The 26538-nt window shown below is 49.3% G+C and carries 24 protein-coding genes and 1 tRNA gene; 7 read left to right on the top strand and 18 right to left on the bottom strand.

The annotated features are described in order from the left end of the window. Window positions 1–43: 43 nt before the first annotated feature. Window positions 44–1942: an AAA domain-containing protein gene (locus tag ACYVAM_RS18970; protein ID WP_461069864.1), complete on the bottom strand. Its 1899-nt coding sequence runs from the start codon at window positions 1940–1942 to the stop codon at window positions 44–46. Window positions 1943–2130: 188 nt separating this feature from the next. Between ACYVAM_RS18970 and ACYVAM_RS18965 the strand changes: the two genes are divergently transcribed. Then, entirely contained in the window at window positions 2131–2397 is a 267-nt protein-coding gene (locus tag ACYVAM_RS18965; protein WP_461069862.1) for a hypothetical protein, read from the top strand. A 149-nt stretch (window positions 2398–2546) separates the two neighbouring features. Here the strand turns inward: ACYVAM_RS18965 and ACYVAM_RS18960 are convergent, their stop codons facing one another. From ACYVAM_RS18960 to ACYVAM_RS18950, 3 genes are all read right to left on the bottom strand, one after another. Continuing rightward, complete coding sequence (locus ACYVAM_RS18960) at window positions 2547–4337, bottom strand: AMP-dependent synthetase/ligase (protein WP_461069860.1); 1791 nt, start codon at window positions 4335–4337, stop codon at window positions 2547–2549. 106 nt (window positions 4338–4443) lie between these two features. Next, on the bottom strand, window positions 4444–4791 hold the full coding sequence (locus ACYVAM_RS18955) for a LytR/AlgR family response regulator transcription factor (RefSeq protein ID WP_461069858.1): 348 nt from the start codon (window positions 4789–4791) through the stop codon (window positions 4444–4446). 162 nt (window positions 4792–4953) lie between these two features. Further along, window positions 4954–5892: a dienelactone hydrolase family protein gene (locus tag ACYVAM_RS18950; RefSeq protein ID WP_461069856.1), complete on the bottom strand. Its 939-nt coding sequence runs from the start codon at window positions 5890–5892 to the stop codon at window positions 4954–4956. 231 nt (window positions 5893–6123) lie between these two features. Here ACYVAM_RS18950 and ACYVAM_RS18945 point away from each other — a divergent pair, with 231 nt between their 5' ends. Beyond that, window positions 6124–6447: a hypothetical protein gene (locus ACYVAM_RS18945; protein WP_461069854.1), complete on the top strand. Its 324-nt coding sequence runs from the start codon at window positions 6124–6126 to the stop codon at window positions 6445–6447. A gap of 6 nt (window positions 6448–6453) precedes the next feature. On the opposite strand, the gene ACYVAM_RS18940 is transcribed toward ACYVAM_RS18945, so the two are convergent. The 7 genes from ACYVAM_RS18940 to ACYVAM_RS18910 all read right to left on the bottom strand — a co-directional run bounded on the left by ACYVAM_RS18940 (window position 6454) and on the right by ACYVAM_RS18910 (window position 15273). Further along, complete coding sequence (locus ACYVAM_RS18940; protein ID WP_461069852.1) at window positions 6454–7371, bottom strand: PhzF family phenazine biosynthesis protein; 918 nt, start codon at window positions 7369–7371, stop codon at window positions 6454–6456. A 157-nt stretch (window positions 7372–7528) separates the two neighbouring features. Continuing rightward, window positions 7529–8902: a LapA family protein gene (locus tag ACYVAM_RS18935; RefSeq protein ID WP_461069850.1), complete on the bottom strand. Its 1374-nt coding sequence runs from the start codon at window positions 8900–8902 to the stop codon at window positions 7529–7531. Window positions 8903–9020: 118 nt separating this feature from the next. Beyond that, window positions 9021–10103: a hypothetical protein gene (locus tag ACYVAM_RS18930; RefSeq protein ID WP_461069848.1), complete on the bottom strand. Its 1083-nt coding sequence runs from the start codon at window positions 10101–10103 to the stop codon at window positions 9021–9023. Between the two features lie 78 nt (window positions 10104–10181). After that, window positions 10182–10901: a hypothetical protein gene (locus ACYVAM_RS18925; RefSeq protein ID WP_461069846.1), complete on the bottom strand. Its 720-nt coding sequence runs from the start codon at window positions 10899–10901 to the stop codon at window positions 10182–10184. Between the two features lie 93 nt (window positions 10902–10994). After that, window positions 10995–12296 carry an adenylosuccinate synthase gene (locus ACYVAM_RS18920; RefSeq protein WP_461069844.1) on the bottom strand — a complete coding sequence of 434 codons (1302 nt, stop codon included), beginning with the start codon at window positions 12294–12296 and terminating at the stop codon, window positions 10995–10997. Window positions 12297–12411: 115 nt separating this feature from the next. Further along, window positions 12412–12939 (bottom strand): Fur family transcriptional regulator, encoded by a 528-nt coding sequence (locus ACYVAM_RS18915; RefSeq protein ID WP_461069842.1) that lies wholly within the window; start codon window positions 12937–12939, stop codon window positions 12412–12414. A gap of 81 nt (window positions 12940–13020) precedes the next feature. Next, entirely contained in the window at window positions 13021–15273 is a 2253-nt protein-coding gene (locus ACYVAM_RS18910) for a RelA/SpoT family protein (protein WP_461070839.1), read from the bottom strand. A gap of 222 nt (window positions 15274–15495) precedes the next feature. Between ACYVAM_RS18910 and ACYVAM_RS18905 the strand changes: the two genes are divergently transcribed. From ACYVAM_RS18905 to lepB, 3 genes are all read left to right on the top strand, one after another. Further along, window positions 15496–15577: transfer RNA gene (locus tag ACYVAM_RS18905), tRNA-Leu, on the top strand. Between the two features lie 111 nt (window positions 15578–15688). Beyond that, entirely contained in the window at window positions 15689–17035 is a 1347-nt protein-coding gene (gene tig / locus ACYVAM_RS18900) for a trigger factor (protein WP_461069840.1), read from the top strand. Between the two features lie 239 nt (window positions 17036–17274). After that, a complete protein-coding gene (lepB, locus tag ACYVAM_RS18895) occupies window positions 17275–18444 on the top strand; it encodes a signal peptidase I (protein WP_461069838.1) in 1170 nt (389 codons plus the stop codon). 134 nt (window positions 18445–18578) lie between these two features. Here the strand turns inward: lepB and ACYVAM_RS18890 are convergent, their stop codons facing one another. Next, on the bottom strand, window positions 18579–19421 hold the full coding sequence (locus ACYVAM_RS18890) for a DUF6597 domain-containing transcriptional factor (RefSeq protein ID WP_461069836.1): 843 nt from the start codon (window positions 19419–19421) through the stop codon (window positions 18579–18581). A gap of 67 nt (window positions 19422–19488) precedes the next feature. Here ACYVAM_RS18890 and ACYVAM_RS18885 point away from each other — a divergent pair, with 67 nt between their 5' ends. Further along, window positions 19489–20064, top strand: coding sequence for an NAD(P)H-dependent oxidoreductase (locus ACYVAM_RS18885; RefSeq protein ID WP_461069834.1), 576 nt, complete (start codon window positions 19489–19491; stop codon window positions 20062–20064). A gap of 62 nt (window positions 20065–20126) precedes the next feature. Here the strand turns inward: ACYVAM_RS18885 and ACYVAM_RS18880 are convergent, their stop codons facing one another. From ACYVAM_RS18880 to mltG, 6 genes are all read right to left on the bottom strand, one after another. Next, entirely contained in the window at window positions 20127–21167 is a 1041-nt protein-coding gene (locus ACYVAM_RS18880; RefSeq protein ID WP_461069832.1) for a hypothetical protein, read from the bottom strand. A gap of 104 nt (window positions 21168–21271) precedes the next feature. After that, on the bottom strand, window positions 21272–21892 hold the full coding sequence (locus ACYVAM_RS18875) for an L-threonylcarbamoyladenylate synthase (protein WP_461069830.1): 621 nt from the start codon (window positions 21890–21892) through the stop codon (window positions 21272–21274). A gap of 81 nt (window positions 21893–21973) precedes the next feature. Continuing rightward, window positions 21974–23005, bottom strand: coding sequence for a glycosyltransferase (locus tag ACYVAM_RS18870; protein WP_461069828.1), 1032 nt, complete (start codon window positions 23003–23005; stop codon window positions 21974–21976). A 265-nt stretch (window positions 23006–23270) separates the two neighbouring features. Continuing rightward, entirely contained in the window at window positions 23271–24227 is a 957-nt protein-coding gene (locus ACYVAM_RS18865) for a YihY/virulence factor BrkB family protein (RefSeq protein WP_461069826.1), read from the bottom strand. Between the two features lie 108 nt (window positions 24228–24335). Further along, window positions 24336–24746, bottom strand: coding sequence for an acyl-CoA thioesterase (locus tag ACYVAM_RS18860; protein WP_461069824.1), 411 nt, complete (start codon window positions 24744–24746; stop codon window positions 24336–24338). Between the two features lie 59 nt (window positions 24747–24805). Further along, window positions 24806–25843 carry an endolytic transglycosylase MltG gene (gene mltG / locus ACYVAM_RS18855; RefSeq protein WP_461069822.1) on the bottom strand — a complete coding sequence of 346 codons (1038 nt, stop codon included), beginning with the start codon at window positions 25841–25843 and terminating at the stop codon, window positions 24806–24808. Window positions 25844–25991: 148 nt separating this feature from the next. On the opposite strand from mltG, the gene ACYVAM_RS18850 reads away from it, so the two are divergent. Next, window positions 25992–26489 carry a YybH family protein gene (locus ACYVAM_RS18850; protein ID WP_461069820.1) on the top strand — a complete coding sequence of 166 codons (498 nt, stop codon included), beginning with the start codon at window positions 25992–25994 and terminating at the stop codon, window positions 26487–26489. Window positions 26490–26538: the final 49 nt, after the last annotated feature.

The following is a 26538-nucleotide window of genomic DNA, read 5'->3' as shown; positions in this document are numbered from 1 at the left end:
TAGACGGACGGTAGATCGCGGCTACACGCCTAAAGTCATTGCGCTATAGCCATTCCCAGGCGCTCTGGTAGGCATTTAGACGTTCGGCGTAGGTGATAAAGTCTGCATAGAAGGGAAGGCTGGACAGCGTGGCACTGTCACCAATGATGACCAGTTTTTTGCGGGCGCGGGTCATGGCTACGTTCATTCGGCGTACATCCGACAGAAAGCCGATCTCGCCCTGGTCATTGCTTCGGGTCATAGAAATATAGACGATATCCCGCTCTTGTCCCTGGAAGCTGTCGATGGTGTTAACGGCTAGTTTAGGTCGATACGGGTCTAGCTCAGGGGTGTGCAGAATCTGCTCATTCAATAGGTTCAGTTGTTGCTTATAGGGCGAAATTATGGCAATACTTGGGAACGTCTCCGGGCTATAATAGGGACCTAATTCGCTGACCACATGCGTCAGGTGTTTGATCAAAAATGCGGCCTCGTCCGGATTGGTTGAGCTCGTTCCCTCCAGTTTTTCGTCAAACCCACAACCCGCCGTGTCGATAAAAACCAACGAGCTGTCGCCCGGAAACAGCGAATGGGTAGCCACCGATGCATGTGCCCGCAACTGGCTGCCATAAAACACCTGCGAGGAGTAACCCATAATATGCTCGTGCATCCGGTACTGTTCTTCCAGGAGCGTAACGGCTTCTGGATGCAAGGCTACGCATTTCTCCAGTAATGTCGTACTTAGTCCTTTACGGGCGGCCTCGCTCGATTTGATCGTCGGTGATAGTTGACAATGGTCACCCGCCAGCACCAGTTTCTGCGCTTTCAGAATGGGTATCCAGCAGGCCGGTTCCAGAGCTTGCCCGGCTTCGTCGATGACAACCGTATGAAACTTGAGGTTACGAATCATGTACTGGTTCGAGCCGACCAGCGTCGCCGTAATGACCTGCGCTTTGGCAATCAGATCGTCAACAATATATTGCTCCGTATTACCAACATCCTTCATGATCCGGTGAGCTTCATCGAACAACGCTTTTCGCTGGTCGCGCTCGGCCTTGCCAAAACTGCGCTTGTATTTATGCGCCATGTTCTTGAACTCATTCGCCTGTTTTTTGAGCTTTTTTGTTTCTTTCATCAGGCTATGCTCTGCCATTTTATGGTCGAGCGTGAGCGCCATCAAGCGCTCCGATACGCGGGCCGGATTACCCACCCGAAGCACGTTCAACCCTTCTTCGTGCAACTTTTCACTCAACAGATCGACCGCTGTATTGCTGGGGGCGACAACGAGTATCTTCTGATGATCCTGGTTGATCAGCGCCTTGATCGCCTGAACCAGCGTAGTTGTTTTACCTGTGCCGGGCGGTCCGTGAACGATCGCTAGCTCATTGGCCGCCCGTATTTTTTCGACAGCACGCAACTGGCTGTCATTCAGTTTTGGAATGGATAGTTTCGGTGTATCGGGATGAAAAGTGGGAGCGGACTGGCCTATTAGAATCGACACCAGTCTGTTTTTAGCGTCCTGACTTAGGATGTTGGCTGTTTTGAGAGCCTCCTCCATTTCGTCATAACTTTTATCGTCGAAGAGCATCTCGACGCCCAGCTTACCATCGCGCGACCAGTCGGGTAATTCGTCGGTAAGTAACGTGATCTTAAGTCGGTTACCGTTTTGGTAGGCGATTGTACCCTCCACTCGATCCGTTTTAGGGTCGTGATTACTAAAGAACAGGGCGGGCATACCCGTTCGCAATTGATGCGATAGATCCTGATGCGTGGTTCGTTCTACTTCGACGGTTATATAATCGCCCCGACTCATTTCAGACCCTCTAATGGCAATGGAATACCAAGTGAGGCCATTGGCTCTGCGTTCGGCTATGGAGGTGGATTCTGTGAGTCTGCGATATTGATTACGGTCTTCGTCTCTTTCTGCCTTCAATAAATCGAGCAGGTGTTTAAAATAATCCATTCACAAAGGTAGCCAATTAGTCAACTGCCCTAAAGTGAATAAATGGACTAGCAATTAGCCTGATTGAGTTTACTCAAGTTTAGGCCTGTGGAATGACCTAAATTAAAGATGCATTAAACGAGTATAAATACTTACTGCTTTGCTACCTTTGCGAGTATTTTTACGAGGCAGCCTAAATCTATCTTTCAATGATTATCCTCATACAAACAATTGATCCCAATAATCAGAAAAGATATTTTTCGTGGTGGTTCTCCAAGCTGGAACTCGCTTTTGACGTAGTGAATGCCATTCAGTTGACGGGTGCCAAACTTCTGACAGTTGAATTGATCGATAACGGTCAACGAACTCAATTGCCCATTCATGCATTCGATGGTGAAGACATACCTTATTCGACAATAATTCAGCAACTGGAGCGCGAATGGCAGCAACTTTTAAGCTTGTCAGTTAACGAATAAACGGGTAGTTGAGGTTAGCCGTAAGGCTAAATTGAGTGAATTGTACTACAGGATGATAAAATGGTACACGTGATGCGTTTGTAACATCATAGGTCAGTACTCAAGAATACCGTAGTTTGTTAAGACCGAATTGCCAATCAGTTAGACACCTAACTAGCATAAATACGGGCAATTTGCTGGTTGTATTTATCCCGAATCACTTTCCGTTTCAGTTTGAGCGTTGGGGTTAACTCGCCGTTCTCAATCGTCCATTCAGCCGGTAACAAGGCAAACTTTTTTACCTGCTCAACATGGTTGAAAAAGGGATTATAGGCCTCCAGTTCAGTCATAAATAGTGCCAGAACAGCTTTGTCCGTTACCATAGCGTCATCGCCAGGATAGGTTTTCCCCTCTTGAGCATACCATTCTTTTACTGCTTTAAAAGACGGGACAAGCAGGGCACTAACAAACTTTTCCCCTTCGCCCACGACCATGACCTGCTCAATCCATCGGCTTTCCACCAGTTTGTTCTCAATGGGTTGGGGAGCCACATATTTACCCCCGCTGGTTTTGAAGAGTTCTTTCTTTCGGTCAGTAATCTTTAAAAATTTACCGTCAACCAGCGTACCGATGTCGCCGGTATGAAGCCAGCCATCAATGACGGTTTCGGCGGTCAAATCTGGTCGTTTGTAATAGCCCATCATGATGTTTGGGCCTTTGCACAGGATTTCACCATCTTCTGCAAAAGAGAGTTCAACATCCTTCAGCATCGGCCCGACAGTGCCGAACATGCGGTTTTTGTCGCTGTGGCGATTACCGCTGATGATGGGCGATGCTTCCGTGAGGCCGTAGCCCTCCATAACCACGATCTGGGCCGCGCCAAATAGTTTCAGCAACCGTACCTGACAGGCGGCTGCCCCCGTGATGATGGCGCGGATCTGCCCGCCCAACGCTTCGCGCCATTTGCTGAAAACGAGCCGGTTAGCCAGTGCCAGTTGAAGCCGATAGCTTACAGACTGTGGCGCGTTAAGTTCATATTTTTCACCAAGTTTCAAGGCCCAGAAAAACAGACTACGTTTGATGCCCGTCAGTTCTTCTCCTTTGGCCAGAATGCCTTCATAAATCTTTTCGAGCAGACGAGGGACCGTGGTAAAGAGCGTGGGTTGAACATCGCGCAGGTTTTCACCAATCGTATCCATGCTTTCGGCGTAGTAGATGGCGGCTCCACCATACATGTAACAATAGGTGGCCATCCGCTCGAAAGCGTGGTTGAGCGGTAAAAAACTAAGCGCTTTTTTGCCCTGAATGCCTACCTCGTTCAGCAGAATGGAACTGCTGAATACATTGCTAAGGATGTTGTGGTGCGAAAGCATGACCCCTTTGGGCGTGCCCGTTGTACCAGACGTGTATAGAATTGTGACCAGATCCGCCGGGGTTATTGCCTGCCGCTGCTTTGTCAATTGTGTTTCCAATTCCGGCGTTAATTCCACCAGTAATTCCCGCCAATGCCGTACGTCGCTAACCTGGTCGAAGGTAATGATTTCCTGTAAATCAGGGAGGTTAGCCTGGATGCCGGCCACTTTTCGGGCTAGTTTCTCGTCGCCAATAAACACCAGTTTTACGGCGGCATCCTGAAGTATGAATTGAAGTTCGGTGGGGTTGATGGTTGGATAAATAGGGACCGAAACAGCTCCCGTCTGTTGAATAGCCAGATCGACCAACAGCCATTCGGGACGGTTTGCACTCAGAATAGCAATTTTATTCCGTCCTTCAGCGGTTCCATCTCCGTCGTTTATACCCAGCGTCAGTAAGCCCGCACTAAGCTGATTGACCAGTTTTATGACTTCCTGCGTACTATAGTGGCGCCATTGGCCCGCTTCCTTAGCGCACAGCATGTTATTGAGCGGGAAGTGCTGTTGTTGATACGTCAGGCACTCAAACAGCAAATTCGGTTCGTTCATCGAAACCCAGGTTAATGTATCGGTTTAGTAATAACGATTTATTGGCAAGTAAAGGTTTTATCTGATTGAACGTACTGTGTGGACAGGGACAGTAGCATCCGGCTCATCAGATCTTGGCAGAACACCACGGAAATGACGCTAGCTGTGGTTTCAACCGCTTGGATTGCCGGCGGGAAATAGCCAACTGTCGATCTTTCGAAAGCTGAACATAAGGGGTCACCGTAAACCGGGTTTTGTAGGCGACGATGTGATTGGGGTTAACCAGCGTTCCCTTATGGATGCGGAGAAAAGCAGGCAACCGTTCGGAAAAACGTTTTAATGTGATGGCTACAAGCATTGGCTTGTTACCAATCAGGTGAACGGTTGTATAATTACCCATTGCTTCCAGGTACTCGATGGAGGCCACGGGTATAGATCGCTTGGTGGTAAAATGAGGGAGTAGTAATGTATCCATGAATTGAGTCGGGAAACGATGGGAAAGTAAAGAAACTGTCGTCTACCGGTCGCAAAACTAGTCAGCACCTGATCCGGCCCATCACCTATCCGTATGAACTGTCGGAAAGAGGCCTTGAGTCGGTATGAATCAGGGATCAATGGAATAAACTACTCCTGCCCGTTACAACCATTTGGCATAGAAAGCCATTATATCCGCTCGCATGGGGGCTGTTTCCTGGTGGCCTACTTCATAGATGCGCAATTGCCAGGCAGATGGAGCCCCGTCTTTCTGGTAAGCCGATTGTAACGCCTGATCAATTTTTTTAAGTCCCGGTAAGGGAGTAAGCGGATCAAATCGGCCCGCTAAACCAAAGTGCGGACGAGGAGAAATAAGTGCGTTGATTTGGGCTGTTGAGAAATGATTCAGCAGGTCGGGTACATAATAATAAATGCCATGTAAGCCAAGTCCATTTGCCTTGATTAGCTCCTGATAATCGGTCAGGCAGCACAAATCGACACATACCTTGATGCGCTCATCCAGGGCTGCCAGCCACCAGGCCATGGTACTACCCATAGACATACCCATAGTGGCTATTCGCCGGGCATCGACATCCGGTCTGGTTTCCAGGTAATCCAGGGCGCGAAGGTTGTCGTAGACCATCATACCCCACAGTACCTGTCCCTGCCAGATCATTTCTTTAAAGGTGTCGGTCTCCTTGCGGGCCTGGCGCTCGCCAAAGCACCAACTGTCAATACACAGCCCGGCATAACCCGCCCGGGCTAAGGCCAGTGCATAAGGCGGCTTCTGCATTTCGGGTCTGCCACGAACAAATTCTTCCTTCCCAACTTCGTATTGCCCAAAATGCGAATGGTTAAACAGAACGACAGGAAGCTTACCCGATTTGTTTTTGGGCTTTGTAAAATAGGCTGGTACGCGCTCAAGCCCATTGATGTCCAATAGAAGCTTTTCGATGATGAGTTCATCCGTTTCCTGGGTGGAAACGACCACGACAGTGATCGGTCTGTGTCGGTCGGGGAGCCTGCCAAGCAGTTGATACAACGTCTGGCGTTGTTTCTTCTTACTGGCTTCGGCCGAACTGGACGGACTTTGTCTGATCATGGGAAAATGGGTTGGCTCGGTTGAGAGGACCGATTTTAGCGGGGCCCAACTGTAGGTAAAAGTGATCAAAAAAGAGATAATCGGTAGCCACAAATTAGTAACCATATCGCTAGGGCAAATCGACGCAAGTTTACCTTTTTTTGAAATTTTCCTAACACTCCTTTCCTCACGGGGTTCTCTACACAGAGCGGTAGCCTGCCAGGCTGCCCGACCATAAACCTACGCGCCCGAATGACCATCGAACTGTATGCCAGCCCCCAAACGCCGGGCAAACCGAACCATCCCGAATCGCCCGTTTCGAACCTGAGAGGAGAATTGCCCGAAGCGGAACCCACGCTGGACTTCGGCGATCTGATCGACACGTTTGACTCCCGAGAGGAGGCCATTTCCTTTATCAAGCAACGGCTTGCGGCACGGAATCAAGTACTTACCGAAACAGAAAGCGGTTCATTTGATCCCTATACCCATGTGGAATGGCTTACAGTCAAGATTTTGACCGAAGACAAACAGGCGCAAAGCGAGAATTATTATCTGGTTACGGATGAAGGGTATTAGCACAGTCTAGACGTACCAGATGCCCGCTGAAATGAGCTTATTCCGGCCACCTATATTGAGCTGGTAATGACCGTTTTCAAGAGCGCCATCGAGGTATATATACGATTTGCGACCCAGTTGAAAGCCCTGTTCGACAGTTGCCTTGATTTTGTTACGTTGGTGCGTTAACAGGTAAGCCAGAAAGCAACCATTGGCGCTGCCTGTGGCAGCATCTTCTGACAGTCTGTTGTTTTCCGTCAAAAGCATGCGGGTATTAAATGAATTTCCGGTCTCATAAACGCCGTTCGTGAAAAAGAACAGGGAGGTTGAATGGCCTGTTTCGCTATTCGTTTTATACTTGTTACGAGCCAGCAGAAAGTCTCTGAACGACTCGAAAGTAAGCGTCAGATTGTCAATGGCTTCCCGGCTTTTTAGCGGAACAATAATGTAAGGGAGCCCCGTGCTGACTTCCTGAATAGGCAACGATGAATCGATATCGTCGAGCCTGATGTTTAATTCGGCGGACACCTCTTCCCGGGTAAACGTAGTCCTGAACTCAGGTTGTGCCTGACGCATGAAAAAAAGGCTTTCATCCAGGTTATCAGGCTCCAGAATAGAAATTTCAACGTCCGAATGAGCCAGTTCTAACGTCAATTGGGTTGGGGCTTGCGGCAGAATAAATTTGGCAATGATGTAACTCGTTCCAAGCGATGGATGGCCCGCAAAAGGAACTTCGTGCTCAGGGGTAAATATGCGAACCGCAAACCGAAGGTCATCTTTGATCGCTTTGATGAAGGTAGTTTCGGCAAAGTTTATTTCAAGGGCCATTCGTTGCATTTGCTCGTCGGTAAGCTGGTTGTCCAGATCCAGAAAAACGGCGAGTTGATTTCCCTCGTATTTATTGTTGGCGAATACATCGACAATGTAAACGTTGACTTCCTGCATATTCTGGTTTTTTGAAACTATCGAACGAACAGTTGACTCGCAAAAAACGCTCTTCAGGCTGCAAAACCGAAAGAGCGTTTTTTGTCAAAGAAGCTAGTTGCGTTCGTGATGTCAGATTTAAGAATCTGACATCACGAACGCCCGAAAAATAACCCTACTATAGTTCGTCTGAGAGAAATTTTCGGATGGTCTGGTGGGGACGTAGGCCCGGCGCTTTTCCATTCGCGCCGTTGGCAGCTGGCGTACCTGCAGGGCGGGACTCGTTCGTCCGGTTACGGTTACCATTTTGAAGAGCCAGCATTTCTTTGCGAAGCTGCCGCTGCTCCTCGTCGCTCAAAACCGTACGGGTCGCTTCGCCCTGCCCATACCCATCGTTGAAATTGCTGATGCGGCTATCCGTTTGTGCCAGTTTCAGTTCGGCCAGCAACTCGTTGAGTTCGGCCATTATAGCCTGTCGTTGCTCTTTCAACTCTGTCAGGTCAGGTAGCAGATCCAGGTTGTGCTGCAATACATTTTGCTGGGTGCGTTGTTCGGCCAGTTCAGCTTCGAGCGGAGCCATTTCTTTATCCAGCCGTTTCAGCCGACGACGCAGTTTCCAGAGCTTGATATCGGCCTGTAGCCACCGGAACCAGAAGGCTGCGATCACCGGTAAGGCAATGCCCAGGCATACGGCGCCCGCCAGCGCGAACAGGATACCACTCAAAACAAAGGAAAGCAACGCCCAGGGACTATTTACCAGCGCCAGGTTCAACTCGCTCGACTCGCTTAACTGTTTTTCGATTTTGTTTATCGTTGCCGGGCTCAGGACCTGTGTTGTCGCCGAAGGATCTGTGTTTAACTGAAGTTGCCGAACTGACTTGTTGATAGCCGATTTAAGCTGATCCGTGCGGTAGGCTTCGTACCGAAACCAGCCCAGTACGGCCAGCGTGATAACCGCGAACACCGCCAGCGCAATCTTGAACTGTCCATATTTGCGTCCGTTTTTCTCGGGGTCCTCCTGGTAGGGTTTCTCAATAAGCCGGTCGTAGGCTGGTTTAAGCAGGATAGACACCATGGCCAGACCAACGGCAAAGGCCCAGGCTTCGTTAGTATTGCGGATGTTCAGCGCGTAAGCAACGATCTCGTGCGAAATGATCAGATCGCCCGCCAGAAACGAAATACCCGCGACCAAAAATAATAATCCCGCAAACAACGAATAATCCGGGGCCGCTTTGGTCCGGCGTTCCCGCAAACTGGCCTGATCGGCGAGCACAACCTGCCGGTCCGTTTCACGCTGACCCACTTGTTTGGCCAGCCGCTCAACTTGCAGGGTGTGTGTTTGAAGGTTGGCAAAGGCCGCCCGGTTTGCTTCGGTGGCTTCAGAAAGTTGCTGATTAATCGTGGCTACCTCCGTCCGTTTCTCGTCAATTCGTTCCGTGAGCCAGTCGGTATTGATCTGGCTCGATAAGTATCCTTCGTATGTTTCCCGATTAACGCCTTCCACACCACTCGTATAGCCGTGCAGGAAGTCTGGGTTGTTTGTTGGCTCCATAAAGAATGATTAATGATGAACTATAAAACATGACCGATCAGCTAACAACAGGCTGGTTCGGTTCAGCGACAACTAATGAAAGGAGACGTTAATTCATCAGGGAAACATCATTTATCATTCATACTCGCACCGGCGCACCGGTCAAAATTGATTTCCGCTGTTGCTCAGAGAGTCGATCGCGGAGGCTTCGGGCAAGGTCAAACTCACTCACAAATAAGTTAACAAGTTCATCCCGCCGGGTGTTCCAATGGGTTAGTTGAGCCTGCGTATGGTTAAGGGCCGTAACCAGTGGCCACTTCTGAACCCGAAGGGCATCTACCTCCCGATTCAACCGGTCTATTTCAGCTTCCCAAATGGGTAAACTTTGTGCTTTTGTTTGAATCGACTGGCGATTCGCGTCAAGGTTAGCCAGGTCGGTTTGCAAGGTTACAAGGTTACTTAACAACAGATTTCCGGCCAGAAGGAACAGGAAAAAAACAAACACAAACAAGGCAATGGCCTGCCCTGTCGATTGCGACTGGAGCGCCTGTACCAGCACAAATACCGATGCCGCCAGTGGTAAACCGGTGTCTGCCAGAATCCGCCGAACCGACAGGCGAGCCTCATCCTCGTATAAAAACGACGTACGGCTAAACAAATTGAACATGCCAGCCAGAAATACACCAACGGCGATCAGCCGATTTGGAAATAAAGGGCGCAGCGTTTCGTCGATGAGATAGAAATTGCCGACACAAACGCCTGAGGAGAGGGCCAAGCTCACCACCGTTCGAATGAGGTTGTTGGGACGGGGTTCGCGATCACGCAACTCATTGATTTGATCACGAAGGGCAGTAATCTGGTTCTCCCGCTGTTCGATAAACAGATTGAGTTCACCAATTCGCTCGGAGTTCTCATCTGCCAATTCGGTTAAAGAAGCCGTTTGCCGAGCGAAAAACGCCCGTATCTGGGAAATTTTGCCATCCGGGCGAGCCTCCGATAAACCGAAAAGTACGCCTTCGTCCCGCAACGAATCCTCATCGGCAAGCCACTCGGGCAAAGGTTCGGTAGCATAGGCTGGCGATGTACGGAATGCTGCTGATTGTGTAGTCAACGCAGGAGGTTGGGGAACCGATACGATAGGCGATGGTACCGATACGCTCGTTGGCGCAGGAGGTACGGAGGTAGCAAAAAAGGAACGGCGGAGTCGTTGAAAAAACGTCATTAGGGAACGCTGACGAAAGAAAATGGATGAACAGAATTCTTGGCAGAAAACGGCCAGAGCCGTGTGAACAGGCGTTGGTTAAAGTCGGAAAACTCGTTGTAAAGCGCTCCAGAGCCGTTTCTTTAACGCTTGATCGGCTTCAATCGTCGGTAGCGAGTCGGCCATCAGGAACGTGATGCCTTCGAAGCGAACCGGCGAATAACGGTCCATCATGATGTCGAGGTTGATTCGTTCAAAGGGCACGCCAAAGGTGATAAAATGATTGATGTATTTTCCTCGCAACAACTCCGCAAAGTCCATACCCTGCACACCCTGCAGATTCAATAAGTCAACCCCGTCCACGTTCAAGTTAACGGCCTTCAGGATTTTTTCCAGGAACAGCAGATTGCTGGGATCCAATTCTTCATCGGCTAGCAGCAGTACTTTATGGTTTAGTTGGGGCATTCTCGGCTGTTTTTGGATAGGCGGTAAGATCGACGGCGTTGTGGGGCGGGGCGCCGGTTGTGGCAACGGCTCGGGTATTGCCTTTGCCGGAGCAGACTCCAGCGTTGGCGGCACGGTGGTAACAGATGGAGTATCTATAACGATCTCTACCGTATCCGCCTGAACGGCCGATGCGCCTATCAGCAGTTCATCCAGCTCGGAAAGCAAATCGAGGGTGTCATCGATAGCCAGTGCGTTTTCTATAACGGGCGATTCCGTCATTTTAACGTCAGCTGGCGACTCCCACGATTCACCGTCTATCCGGAAGATTGTTTCGGTCTGGTATACGGTTTGATAAAAATTCTTTACGGACATACCCCTCATTCGTTTTGTCAAAAATAGGCAAAAAAGCCGCCCCTGCTTGTATAGCGGGGGCGGCTGCCGGGCAATTCGTGGTATTTATGTCGATTAGGCAATCACAGCCTGCCGATGAATGATGGCTTCACGGTCGGGGCTGGTCGAGATAAAGTTAATGGGAAGCCCCAGTGTATCCTCGAGGAAGTAGACATACGTTGCCAGTTCGGCAGGTACATCGGCAAACGAACGGATATCGGTCAGGTCGGCTTTCCAGCCTTTAAATGTTTTATAAACCGGCGTTACATCCGTATCGCAAAGGTCGTAGGGCATCTGTTCGGAAAGTGTACCATCCGCGAGTTTGTAATGCGTACAGACCTGAATCTCGTCGAAGATATTCAGGACATCGACTTTCATCATCACTAACTGCGTTACCCCGTTGATCATGATCGCGTATTTCAGGGCGGGTAAATCCAGCCAGCCACACCGGCGCGGACGGCCCGTGGTAGCGCCAAATTCACGGCCTTCCTTCCGGATCAGTTCGCCCGTTTCGTCATTCAGCTCGGTGGGGAAGGGGCCACTACCTACACGAGTGCAATAGGCTTTAAAAATGCCAAATACTTCACCAATCTTGCGTGGAGCTACCCCCAAACCGGTGCAGGCACCAGCCGCCATCGTGCTGGAGGAGGTTACAAATGGGTAAGAACCAAAGTCAATATCGAGCAGGGAGCCCTGAGCACCTTCAGCCAGCACTTTTTTGCCACTCGTTATTGCTTCGTTTATGCTGTATTCGCTGTCTGTCAGTTCAAACTGCTTCATAAACTCCACGGCACTGAAGAACTCAGCTTCTGCCTGGGGCAATGCCTCCGTATAATCGAAATTATTCTGCTCCAGAATGACTTTGTGAACGGCCACCAATTTCTCGTACTTATCTGAAAAATTAGGGGATTCTATATCACCAACCCGCAGCCCTAAGCGAGCCACTTTGTCCTGATAGGTTGGTCCGATTCCGCGTAACGTAGAGCCGATTTTCGATTCTCCCTTGGCTTGTTCATAGGCAGCGTCCAGAAGTCGGTGAGTTGGCAGGATGATGGATGCCTTGCGGGAAATTTGGAGCCGGGCCGTCGGACGTTTTTCAGTTAAGGCAAGGTTGTACTTGGCGAGTCCGTCGATTTCTTTTTTGAACACGATTGGGTCGAGCACAACGCCATTGCCAATGATGTTCAGGATATCATTGCGAAAAATGCCGGACGGAATTTGATGCAACACGTGCTTGAACCCATTGAATTCGAGGGTATGCCCCGCATTGGGTCCCCCCTGAAAGCGGGCTACAACCTGATACTGCGGAGCCAGTACGTCCACAATTTTACCTTTTCCTTCGTCGCCCCACTGGAGGCCTAATAAAACATCGATCATTCTTGAATAAATTAAAAAAGGCCCCGGTTGGGCAGTCTTACGTTGGCATTGAACGGAAAATAATTACAGCCACGTTGCCGTTCAGTGTGAGTAACTCAATAGGATTACACCACTATTATTCACCCACAGGAGCGTGTATCGTGTTGACGGGCCGTGCATTGGAAGCCTGCTCGGGCGCATCTTGCCGATTCTCACACCGGTCGCGGGCGCAGGAGCCGTAGAATATGAGAGAATGGTGCATGACGTTGAACTTCAACATATCGCCCACCATATTCTGGATGTTCTGGACGCGTGGGTCGCAGAATTCCATCACTTTGTGGCAGTCCGTACAGATCAGGTGGTCGTGTTGGCGGAAACCATATGATTTTTCGTACTGAGCCAGGTTACGACCAAACTGATGCTTGGTGACCAGGTCGCAGTCGACCAGCACGTCCAGCGTATTATAGACCGTGGCGCGGCTAACCCGGTACTTTTTGTTTTTCATTGAGATATACAACTCGTCCACATCAAAGTGGTCCTGCCGGTTATAAATCTCTTCCAATATGGCAAACCGCTCGGGCGTTTTTCGAAGGCCCTTCCGTTCCAGGTAGGCCCGAAAAATCATTTGAGCGGCATCTAAATTTGTTTGCGTCGGAGCATTCATAGGACAAAAGTAATGATGAATGATGAATGATGAATGGCTTAATACAACAGCATTTATCATTCATCATTCATTATTCATCAGTTAAGAATCGAAACGTACTACCTCAAACACGCCTTGAACGCGTTCGAGTTTCTGCATCAGCGTTTCGAGGTGACCGGTATCGTGAACGTAAAGCCGGATATTTCCCTCAAAGATACCGTCTTTCGAGTCAATCGCCACAGAACGCATATTAATGTGCAACTCATTGCTGATTACCCGCGTCACATCGTTGATTAAGCCCACGCGGTCGGTGCCCGTAATCCGGAGCCCGGCCAGAAAAGCCAGCTCTTTCTGGGAGGTCCATTTGGCCTTTATGATCCGGTTGCCGTGGTTGGACATCAGTTCAACGGCGTTCGGACAGGTAACGCGGTGAATTTTAATGCCATCATTGATGGTCACAAACCCAAAAACGTCGTCGCCAGAGATCGGGTTGCAGCATTTCGAGAGTGTATAATCGATCTTGTCCATGTCCTCGCCAATGAGGAGCATGTCGGCATCGGCCCGTTCGCCGTGAATTTTCTTAAGTTCTTTTACAAACGCTTTTGCGTCGGGCAGGGCATCGGTATTGAGTTTATTCGCGCGATTTTCTTTCGCTTCTTTGTCCGACTTGAACTTCTTGAGTTCGCCAACGTCGATGTGTCCTTTGCCAACCCGATAGAAAAAATCGTCGGTGGTTTTCGAGCCAAAGTAGGCTCGGAGCTGGTTGATAACCTCGTTGGTCATCTCCATTCGCAACACCCGCAATTTCTTATTGACCAGTTCGCGGCCATCCGTCACGAACCGCTTGTTCTCTTCCTTGATCAAATCCTTGATCTTGGTCCGAGCCTTCGAGGTAACCACGAACCGCAGCCAGTCTTCGCTGGGTTTCTGGCGGTTGGACGTAATCACTTCAACCTGATCACCATTCTGCAGGACGTAACTCAGCGGCACCAGCGTGTTATTGACTTTGGCCGCCATGCACCGCGCCCCAATCTGGGTGTGGATATCGAACGCAAAGTCGAGGGCTGTGGCACCCCGCTGCAACACCTGAAGATCGCCCTTGGGCGTAAAGACAAAGACTTCCTCGCTGTACAGATTGCTCCGGAAATCATCGACAAACTCAATGGCCGCTTTTTTATCGCCTTTCCCGGCCGACTCGATCATGTCGCGCACCTGGCTGATCCAGGCTTCGATACCCGCCCCAGTCTGGGTGTCGTTGCCTTTGTATTTCCAGTGGGCAGCGTAGCCTTTTTCGGCAATTTCGTTCATCCGTTCGGTCCGTATCTGAACCTCGACCCATTGGCCTAGCCGGCTCATGACCGTCGTATGAAGCGACTCATACCCATTGGTTCGCGGGGTACTGATCCAGTCTTTCAGCCGGTCCGGGTTTGGTTTATAATGGTCCGTAACGATGGAATAAGCTCGCCAACAGGCGGCTTTTTCTTCATCCTGTGGTACGTCCAGAATAATGCGGACGGCGAACAAATCATAAATTTCCTCGAAGGGCTTTTTCGATTTATTCAGCTTAGTCCAGATCGAATAAATGGATTTAGGCCGTCCTTTAATGACGTATTTAATACCCGTTTCGGCCAGATCCTTTTCGATCGGCTCGATGAACCGGCCGATGAACCGGTCGCGGGCCAGGCGGGTTTCGCGTAGTTTTTTGGCAATGTCCTTATACGCTTCCGGCTCTACGTGCTTCAGGTATAAGTCTTCCAGCTCCGACTTGATGCTGTACAAGCCCAATCGGTGGGCCAGTGGGGCGTATATATAGATTGTCTCGGAAGCAATTTTCAACTGCTTATCGCGGGGCATCGAGTCCAGCGTGCGCATGTTGTGAAGCCGGTCGGCGAGTTTGATCAGAATGACCCGGACATCGTCTGACAAGGTCAGCAGCATTTTCCGGAAATTCTCGGCCTGCTGCGACGTTCCGTACTCGAAATAGCCCGAAATCTTGGTCAGACCATCAATGATCTTGGCCACTTTGGGGCCGAATGCCCGATCGATATCTTCGATGGTGGTGTCTGTATCTTCGACAACATCGTGGAGCAGGGCGGCTACGATGCTGGTCGTTCCCAGGCCAATTTCCTCGACGGCAATCTGCGCTACGGCCAACGGATGGTAAATATAGGGCTCACCCGACCGGCGACGCATGTTTTTATGCGCTTCGGCCGAGGTATTGAACGCTTTCTTGATCAGTTTGGCGTCATCGCCTTTTAACATTGGTTTGGCCGCCCGCAGTAAGCGTCGGTAGCGTTTCAGGATTTCCTGCCGCTCCAGTTCTAAATCAATAACGGGTTCGGCTGAGACATTCATCATATTGGCTTCGTTGCGGTAATTGCCTTTAGGTTGTACTCTTACTACAAGTTAACAAATTAATAATCGAAAAAGGATGGCTTACTCGTTAAAAATAAAACCTTCTGAAAAAAGCTTGGTAGATTCAATTCTTTTTGTACTTTTGCACCCTGAAATGTCTGAAACGACCACTGGTTGATCAGCTTTCGGCGAACAGATTCTACCTGTTCGGGCCATAAATTTGCGGGTGTGGCGAAATTGGTAGACGTGCCAGACTTAGGATCTGGTGCCGCAAGGCATGGGGGTTCGAGTCCCTCCACCCGTACTGACGTTTTGAATGAGTGATTGAGTGAATGAGTGAATTGTATTTTGTCGCATTGACTAACATTCGCTCAATCATTCATTCGCTCATTCACCATTTTAAACCGATACAAACGTGGATATTACTCTAGAAAAAGCCAGCGATACCAATGCTTCGCTAAAGATTACGCTGACTCCAGCCGACTATAAACCAGAAGTTGATAAAAAACTGAAAGATTACGGTCGCAAGGTTCAATTGAAAGGGTTCCGTCCAGGTCACGTTCCCGCGTCGCTCGTGCAGAAAATGTATGGCAAGAGTATTCTGGTCGACGAGATCAATGCCATGTTGAGCAAAACGGTCAGTCAGTATATCCGTGAAAATAAACTTCAGGTTGTCGGCGATCCTGTGCCGAACCGGGAGCAGGCCGAAGCTATCGACTGGGACAACCAGTCTGATTTTGCCTTTAGCTACACGCTTGGACTAGCCTCTGAATTTGATATTGACTTCAGCGATCTGCCAAGCGTAACTCAATACGAAATTCAGGCTGGCGAAGCTGAAATCGATTCGACCATTGCCGACCTGCAACAGCGGTTCCATACCCACGCTCATGGCGAGGATGTGAACGATGGCGACACGATTTACGGTGAGTTGAAGCAGGTCGATGGCCCGTTCACGGCCAAAACGGCCTTCCCAACCAACCAGATGGCCGAAGAGGCCAAAGGTCAGTTTGTCGGTAAGAAAAAAGGTGACGTGATCACCTTTAACCTGGAGCAGGCGTTCCCGGACGAAAAAGCTCGTGCCAACGCCACGGGTGCTCCGAAAGAAGAAGTAGCGGACCTGACCGGTGAATTTACGTTTGAAGTTGATGACGTGACCCGTCATGAACCTGCTGAACTGAACCAGGAGTTTTTTGATAAAGTACTGGGTGTAGGCGCTGTTTCGGATGAAGAGCAGTTCCGCGCGAAAGTGGCCGACATCATCAAAGGCAATTATGGTCGTGAGTCAGCCCAATTGCTGCGGTTGGACATCGAGAAAACATTGATCGACAACACGCCCATCCTGCTACCCGACGAGTTTCTGAAAAACTGGTTGCTCGAAGTCAACGAAGGCAAATTCACGCCGGAGCAAATCGAAGAGCAATATGACGACTTCACGAAGTCGGTGAAACTACAGCTCATCAAAAACAAGATCGCCGAAAAAGCCGACATCAACGTTGAGTTTGATGAAGTGTTAGCCGTAACCCGCCTGATGGTTCAGGAGCAGTTTGGCTTCATGGGTGGCGAAGACGAAGAGATGAATAAAACCATTGACCGGATCGCCCGCAATTACCTGATGGATGAAAAGAACAATGGCCAGAATTACACCAGCACATTCAATCGGGTGTATGACGATAAAGTAATCGAGTATGCTAAAACCCAACTGACGATTGTAACGCAGGACGTTACCGTCGATGAGTTTAAAGCATTGGTCGAGAACCGGTAGATAATCGGTTGTCGTTTTAACAGAAAGGCTCGGTCATTGACTGAGCCTTTCTGTGTTTATAGCGCCTGTAATTAGGTTTATAGCTGTACCAATCGGGTTGCTCAACGGCATTCGCTCTGTTCAGCTATCTATAGGACCGTTTCTGTAAAACAGTACCCTGCGTCCTGCAGGGGCCAGTATCTTTCTGCTGATAAATCATCTGGTCGTAATGACACCGAGCTATAAACGTCTCTTAAGCCATGTTTAGAAAAAAAATACACGCGACTGGAGAGCCAGTCAAACCGAAAAAATCACCCCTGCGCGAATGGCTCGATTCACTTTTGTTTGCGGTGATTGCGGCCACGCTGATCCGGTTTCTGACGTTTGAGGCTTTTGCCATTCCAACGCCTTCGATGGAAAATAGCCTCATGGTAGGCGATTTCCTGTTTGTTAGTAAGCTGCATTATGGGATTCGCACGCCAAAAACGCCTTTACAAATTCCGTTGACGCACCAGAAAATATGGGGAACCAATATTCCTTCCTACAGCACGGCGATCCAACTGCCTTCGTACCGGCTGCCTGGTTTCACAACGGTGAAAAACGGTGATGTCGTTGTCTTTAATTACCCGCCACCCAAACCAAATGAACCCGCCTATCCAACTGACCTGAAAACGAATTTTATCAAACGATGCATTGGCATTCCGGGCGATGTACTTGAAATCCGGCAACGGCAGGTTTACGTCAACGGTAAAGAAATGGCCGTGCCGACCCGGTCAGAAACCACTTATTTTATTAAAACGACCGAAGTACTCGATGAGCGCTTTTTTCGTAAATACGACATTGTCAATGATTTTAAATCGGAGGAAGGCCCATTTATCAACTGGCAACCGCTCGAGCAATACAATGAAGCCACCAAAACATCATTACTGGTTGGCTATCGTATCAACACGACGCAAGCTGTCATCGACAAGTTTAACCAGTTTGACTGGATAAAAGGCATTGAGCCAATCAAGGAGCAACCGGGTCAGCGGGATGAACGCATTTATGGGAGTTCGGCTTATGCCTGGAATCAGGATAATTTTGGCCCACTCAACGTACCTAAAAAAGGCCAAACCATTTCCATTAATAAGCAGACAATCGCATTGTATGGCCCTATCATTGAGCGGTATGAAGAGAATAAAAACGTAGAGGTGACGCCATCCAGCATTCGAATCGACGGGAAGGGGATCGATACCTATACCTTCAAACAGGATTATTATTTCATGATGGGCGACAATCGCCATAACTCGGAAGATTCGCGTTACTGGGGCTTCGTGCCCGAAGACCATATTGTCGGTAAAGCGGTTTTTGTCTGGTTATCCCTCGATCCTGTTCCGGCTGACATCTGGCACAAAGTCCGCTGGAGCCGGGTGGGCCGATTGATCAACTAGCCAACGCGCTGGTGAGCCCTCGTTGGTTGTCGGATTCTTGAATTTGGCGTCCAACGAGGGCTGCTCTTTTTTGGACACGAAAATCGGGCCTCAATCGCGGAGTCAAGAATAATACGACTTCCTGACTGATTCGGTCAATAAAACTTTCCTGATTGACTGATACACACACCGCCTGCGGCTAACTGGTTAAGAAACTGACGAGGGGTAAGGCCTAAAAAATAGGTGAAGTCCTTGATAAGATGGCTGTGATCATGATAGCCGAATGTAAGGACTAACTCCAGCCAGTCGGGGGGAGCCGGATACTGCTGACAAAGATGACTGAGCACTTTTTTGAACCTAAGGAAACGGATCATCTCCTTGGCCGAATACCCCAGATACGTTTGAAATCGTAACTGAATACTACGACTGGATAACTTATGCGTTTGTGCCAATACTTTGATCGGATCAGCCGCTGAATCCCGGAAATACGGAATGCTGTCGAACAGGGAGAGCGAAGCCGCGTTGGAAGGGGCTACAAACGCCATCGTGTAGTCGCGTAACAACTGTATCCGATCGGCCAATGCGGTCATGGGTGCCAACTGAGCCCAGAGCTCGCTAAAACAGGCCTTGTTGAGCAACAGATCCGGGTCGTGTAAATCGTCGGCTTTGAGTTGCTGCATCGGGACCCCTAAAAGCCGATAGAACCCATTGAGGGTGAAGTTAACAACGATCAAATCGGCTCCGGCAGGTAGCTCATAGGTAAGCGTTTTCTGGAGCGGCCCCAGCACCGCCGTTTGCCCGATAACATACGAATTGTCGCCTAACGAAATAGGAATAGCCGGGCCAAAGTTGAAGACCAGCAGCATTTCATAATTAGGCAGCAGCTGTTGGCGTACAGGCTGTGCCTGTTCAGCCTGCTTAACGCAGTAAAAGTGGCTGAGTACCGTAGCGAGCTGCTCATCAGCCTCAATCAATTGGCTATTCGTTGGTGACCCCATTTCGTTTTCTTACAATTTTGCCTGCTTTCTCCGCTGGACATTTGTCTCACTAAAACACAAAAGACAAATGAAACATCTCCTGATTTATGCGCATCCCGACCCGACCAGTTTTAATCATGACCTCAAAGAAGCGATGGTCGCCAAGCGGCACCAGGCTGGGGATTTGGTCGAAGTACGCGATTTATACGCTTTAGGCTTTGATCCAGTCCTGACGGTAGCTGATCTTATGACGGCTAAAACAGGTCAAATACCGGCCGATATTGCCACTGAACAATCCTTTTTAGCCTGGGCCGATGTGGTAACCTTTATTTATCCCATTTGGTGGACCGGCCTGCCTGCCATACTAAAAGGATACATTGACCGGGTTTTTATGTATGGGTTTGCCTATACGTATGTGCAGGGTGTACAGAAAGGCTTGTTGACAGGCAAGAAAGCGATTATTATCAATACACAGGGAAAATCGCACGAAGAATACCGGGCTATAGGCATGGATAATGCGTTGCGATTAACGTCTGATCGGGGAATTTTTGAATATTGTGGGTTTGAGATTTTACACCACCTCTTTCTGGAGTCCGTTCTTCAGGCATCCTCAACCCAAAGAGCGGCCTGGCTGGACGAAATAGCTCAGTTGGATATGCACTAAGAACAACAGAAAGGGAGACTCATAAAGTCTCCCTTTCTGTTAACCTGGACTATAAAAAATACCTACTGATACTGGATATACATTGGTTTTGGGTCCAGCGCCAGCACCTCAGCAGGTGTCATAATGCGGGAACCTGGTTTGCGGAAGTCATTCTCGTAAAACAATTTGAAGCCCGTGTATTGTACGGGTTCTTTCTGAATGTAGTCGTGGTACGAATCTTTCTTCAGTACCGGAGGTCCCCAGCCGTCCATGTCCATGACAATCTGGACGTTCGGGTCGAGTTTGATATTCTTGTAGTTTTTGATCATACCCTGCGTGAAACGGTGAACAACCAGCACTTTAGGGGGTAAGTTATTCTCCTTGACAATCCGGCTCAGAAATTGCACCGCCTGGTTAACATCGGCGGCATCGTACGACCCAATCTTAGTGCCTGGTTTAGCGCCCGTCACCATCGAAAATTCAGGGTCGATACCCAAATGGACAAACGGAAGTTTGAGGTACTTTTCCATGTAGGCCATCTCCGGACCCAGTGGTGCATGGCCTCGCTGAATGTCCAGGAAGACAATAGCTTTATGTTCGTTGCCCCATTTCAAGACTTTCTTGATCGTTTTGTCGGACATGCGCATGCGGTAGCCACCGTCTTTTCCCGGCAGACCCTGCGCTGATGTGGCTACCAGGTGCAGAGCGGGCTGGATTGGAGTAGCCGGATCGGCTTTTTGCCAGTTTTTGATTTCCTCGTCCAGTCGGCGCAGCATTTCTTCTTTGGGGTATTTGCCCAGGGCACCCATTTTTTTGGAATGCGGGTTACCGTAATAAGCAAAAATGCGATGTTTAGGCAGCAGCGCGCCCGTTGGGGCATAGGTGAGCGAATCGAGGCTGGGATCACCAGTCGATGCGGCACCCGTACGGGTAGCAGGCGATGCCGCTGTAGCCGTTGGCGTTTCCGATGAATCAGGTGCTGAGCTGGGTGCTTCCGGACTTTTGGCGGAGGCTTCGACCGCGATTTTCCCCGTTTTAGACGAATCGTCCTGTTTTGATTGTGTTGAACAGCCGGTTAGTTGACTGAGAGCCAACACAGATAGCGCGGCCAAAGAAAAGCGCATACGTAGGTAAGATGAAATTTGGATAATTCACAAAAAAAGGGTTGAAGTCCGGTTTAAAGGAATGTCAACCCTAGTATGCAAGTATAGAGCCAAAACCTAACTTTTCAAAGAATTAATTCACCCAGACCCTGGCGAACGACCGAAAAGTCATCATCGGTTGCGTCAACGATTGTTGACGGCACGTTGCCGCCATACCCGCCATCAACTACAATATCGACCTGATTCTGGAACTTCTCGAAAATCAGTTCCGGATCCGTTGAATACTCAATGATTTCATCTTCATCCCGAATCGAGGTAGTAATAATTGGGTTGCCTAACTGATGCACAATCTGCCGTGGAATGTCATTGTCCGGAACCCGGATACCAACCGTTTTCTTGTTCGTATTCAGCAGTTTGGGTACGTTGCCAGTAGCCTGAAGAATGAACGTAAACGGACCCGGCAACAGGCTCTTCATGAGCTTAAACGCCTGATTGCTAACCCGGGCGTAGTCGGCTATATGGCTCAAGTCGTAGCAGATGAAGGAAAAATCGTTCTTTGTTGGTTTGATTCCCTTAATTCGGGCCACTCGTTCGACCGCGCGGGCATTGTGAATGTCGCAGCCCATTCCGTAAATCGTATCGGTTGGATAAATGACCACGGCACCATCGCGAAGAGCACGCACGATATGTTCAATTCGACGGGGATCGGGATTTTTAGGATAAAGTTTTATGAATTCGGCCGCCATAATAAACGTTTATTGACTATGAAAAACCAAGGCCATCGACTCGATGCGCCAGCTCGTCATACGTAACAAACGGGAAAAGGGCTAAAGCAGTTTCGCAGATTGACCTACCGGATAGAACTTCAGGTATTGTTGATAAAGTTTATTGACGGGTAGGTGAAATCGACTTAGTTCCAGAATCAGGAGACTGTAAAAGCCGGGTCGCTCAATATGGCGCAGAAGATCTCCGAATTTTAACGCCAGATCAAATTGTTCCGCATAAAATGCTTTTCGAATAAACGTGCGGATGCGTTGGGCCAGAGCGCTGAATTCGTCGGGGGTGGTGCAGCGGTCATAGGCTTTATGGCAAACGGCTAATGTCGATTGAAGCAGAATATTGTCCGGACGAACCACCTGAGCCGACAGGGAGTCGGGGCATTGTCGTTTTAGGGTTAACACGTCGTCCAGATAAGCATACTGGTAAATTCGGGCCGAACGGACCCAGAAGTCAAAATCCTCATACGCCAGGGTTTCGTCGTAGCCACCCAGTTCATTCAGTACATCCCGACGCATCATCATGGTTGGCGTACAAATGAAGTAGGACTCCAGAATCGGGCGAAACACATTGCCGGATGGAACCGAAGCCAACGAGCGCCCATTAGCATCGACGGCGTAATGAGTCCCTAAATTCCGGCCTGCCGGATCAATGTAAGCTGCATTGGAAAAGACAACGACATAGGGGCCGGCGAGTTCTTCAAACAGGGCGACCTGCTTCCTAATGCGACTGGGAAGCAACACATCGTCGGCAGAGAGGTCAATAATATAACGCCCTCCGGCCAGTGCCAATCCCTGATTAAACGCCCGATTCAAGCCTGTATTAACCGGGTTCCGGACAAATTGTATGGCGGGGTGATGCTGAATGAAGTTAAAAATGCGTTCGGCCGATCCATCCGTACTGCCGTTGTCAATGACGATCAACTCAACGTTTGGATAATCCTGCCCGATAACGGATTGTAAGGCCTGTTCGACGTAAGCCTGTTGATTGAAGCTTGTACAAATGACACTCACCCAGGGTTTGATCCGATTGAGGTAAGGGCCCATCGGCAATGAGTTGACTTGTCCGGTAACGGAAATCATAAAAAAAAGTAGAAACGGTTTTGAGTAGGCGAAACCCGACCCATAGAGCCGTGTTGCGTAAACCTTCAAAATAAAACCTATTTGTTACCAGATGGGTAGATGTATTTATCAAACGGAAGAAATCAGATAAAATAATTGCTGTTCGATCAAGGTTGGCGTGCTTTTTGTAAAATAAAAAACTGAACACATTTTGGGCGTGCCAAACTTCTTGGTTAGTCTGAAATTGTGCCTTTACATTTATGGGTTAGGTTTTGCAAACGTCATCTCAAATCTCCGGGGTGGCGTTTGTTGTTTTTGCTGCCACACTTGGGTTCGGGTCACCCTCAAGATTATACAGGGCAACATTCATCTCAAAGCCTAGTATTAACAGGAGCGAGATAAGGTTTATCCAGATCATTAACGCAATTAGTGTGCCAATTGAACCATACACTTTATTGTATGAACCGAAATTGGAAACATAGTATGAAAACCCCAGGGTTGTCAGCACAATGAGCAGGGATGCCGTAACGGCCCCGGGTGTAATGAAGGACCATTTCATCCGTACGTCCGGCCCATACCGGTAAATCACCGAAACGACACCGACGAAAACGGCGAAGACAACCAGGTAGCGGGCAATGGCCAGCAGGTTTATGAAAATGACATTGTTGAGCAGGCCAAAATGCAGCAGAAAATCACTGATAATACCGCCGATAATCAAGACCAGGACGGCCAGAATAAGCGCAAAGGCCAGGGTGAAGGTAAGCCCGATGGCCACGAGCCGGAGTTTAAAAAAGCCTCGTCGTTCGGCTGAGTGGTACGATGAGTTGAAGGCCTGCATGAGGGCAACCAGGCCACTCGTTGCCGAATATAAGGCCAGCAGGAAACCAAAGGACAGCACACCGCTGCGTGGGCGATTGATGATATCCCGAATGGTGGTATCTACCGTACTAAATGTATCGCCCGGCAATACCTGCTGAAAGAAACCCATGATCTGGTCTTCCAGATCAGGAATGAAGGTAATGAACGGAATGAGCGTAAAGAAAAAAATGACTGTCGGGAAAACTGCCAGAATGAGACTATACGATACCGATGCTGCTCGTTCGCTGGTGTTGTTGTCAGCAATCTGGTCGATCATCTTTTTTAGAAACGTATACCAGGTGATTCTGGAATTGAACGGATGATGGATGTGCAGCCAGGCACGGGCATTCCGCAACGCCTTAACACTCATTAGCTTGTCAAACATAGCGGGCTTTTTAAGTCAGTAACTATAGGTGGGTATCAACAGTCATAACCCGATGCTGCGTCGTCTGCATCATCGGGTTATAGTCTGATGTTTACTTTTTTTAACCTACTACTCAAAGAAAGGTTTGGCTGCTTCGACTAATTCAGCCGGGGCTGCACAGGGGCGGCCCGTCTCGGTACGGACGAAGACGAGGGTTGTCTGCCCTGTATTCAGAAGTTGACCTTCCTGGTTGAAAATCTCATAATCAAACATTAACCGCGTTTTGGGCATTTGCGGTATCGTAACCCGAATGGTCAGCAGGTCGTCGTATTTGGCGGGGCGGATAAAACGGGAGTTCAGGTCATATACAGGCATCGAAATGCCACTCTGTTCAATCTCTTTATAACTCAGTCCCAGGTTTCGAAGCGCTTCAACCCGGCCGATTTCATAAAAACGGGCATAATTACCGTAATAGACAATGCCCATTTGGTCGGTGTCATAATACCGGACCCGAATCGCTGTAACGTCGTGCGTAATCATATTTATCAATAGTCGGGGGCGAGTGACGTTATACGTGACTTGACGCAAAACGTCATTCCTTACTTCATAATCTTCATTCGGGTGAGCGCCTGCTGATACAATCGGGCATTGGCGAGGTGTTCGGTCAGCGTTTTTGAAAACGTATGATAGCCATTAAAGCTGGCATTGACCACAAAGTAGAGGTAATCATGCTGTTCGGCGTTGAGGACCGCGTCAATCGTAGCCGGAGCCGGTAAATTGATCGGGCCGGGAGGCAAGCCTGCGTACCGGTAGGTGTTATACGGGGAATCGACGGCCAACTGCTTGTTGAGAAGCCGACGGATGCCGAAATCACGAAGGGCGAAAATAACCGTTGGATCTGCTTCGAGTTTGATGCCCCGCTTCAACCGATTCAGGTAAACGCCTGCTACACGGGGCTGCTCGTCCCGTTTGTTGGTTTCGGCCGCCACGATAGACGCCAGTACCTGCGTTTGGGTCTGGCTCAGCCCCAGGGCCTTCGCTTTTGCCTGCCGTTCGGGTGTCCAGAACTTCTTGTATTCGGTGCCCATTCGGTCCAGAAACGCTTCGGGTTTGATGGTCCAGAAAAATTCGTAGGTATTGGGCAAAAACAGGCACACAATCGTCGTGGTGTCGAAGCCAAATTTTTCACAGGTAGCCGGATCATTGAGCAGCTTACCCAGGGCATCGGAACCAAATTCGAATTTACTGCCGAGCCGCTGAATGAGGTCGCTTTTCTGGCGCATGCTGTTGAACGTCACGGGCATGGCATCCTGGCTACCACTGCGCAGTTTGACCAGCGCTTCCCGGTTGCCCATGCGGGGTTTGATTTCATAACGCCCCTCTTTAACCCGCTCCGGGTATTTCATCATTTTGGCCAGAAAGCGGAAAGACGTTTCGTCGTTGATGACCCGGTGCGTTTTGAGGGTGTCCATGACGGAGTCGAAGGTAGCGCCTTTGGGGATCAGCAGGGCAAACGGCTTGTCGTCATCCTGAACCAGCAGGTTGGGGCTTCTGAAAACCTGCCAGAAGTAAAAAGTGAACGTAGTTAACAGAATGGAAACGGTGAGAAACAGACCGATTTTTAGATTACGCGACATAATAAAAAAGGAATGATACATGATGAACGATGAAGCGGGCTGGTATTCCAGTGATCAATGGCAACGAAATAATTCATCATACACCATGTATCATTCATAATTCATTCTGCAAATTTACGGCAAAACTGTACGAATCACCCTACCGAACATGAAGTACCTACTGTCCTTTTTATGTAGTCTGCTGTTGATAGCCTCCTGTCGGACCCGTGTAGAGAGTCCGCGTGCGATGAATCCGGCGGCCGCAGCCCGTCAGCATGCGATTGACGAAATTCGTGAAGCCGACCAGAATTTCAGTATTTTGTCTGAAAAACAGGGTATGGCCAAAGCCTTTACAACCTACGCAGCCGACGACGTTATTAAACTGAACGATGGGGCCGCGCCCACGGTTGGCTTCGATTCACTGCGGGCTCAAATGAGCCGCCTGCCTGCCAACGGGCCGGTGCTAACCTGGCAGGTACTGAAAGCAGATGCGGCCCAGTCGGGCGAATTAGGCTACACCTTCGGCCAGTGGATGCTGACCCAAAAAGATGGTTCTGCTAAAAAGAATGTGCGTTACGGGGTATATATGACTGTCTGGAAACGCCAGCGGAATGGCGAATGGCGGTTTGTGGTGGATGGCGGTAACACAACCCCCGAGCCCAAATGATGGTTTATTGTTTGCGGTTTATGGGGCGAGGTTCCGTCGATCAGGCTAC

The sequence above is a fragment of the Spirosoma horti genome (genome assembly GCF_054776595.1).
The sequence above is the reverse complement of the archived record's forward strand: the minus strand, read 5'-3'. Positions and strand labels throughout refer to the sequence as shown.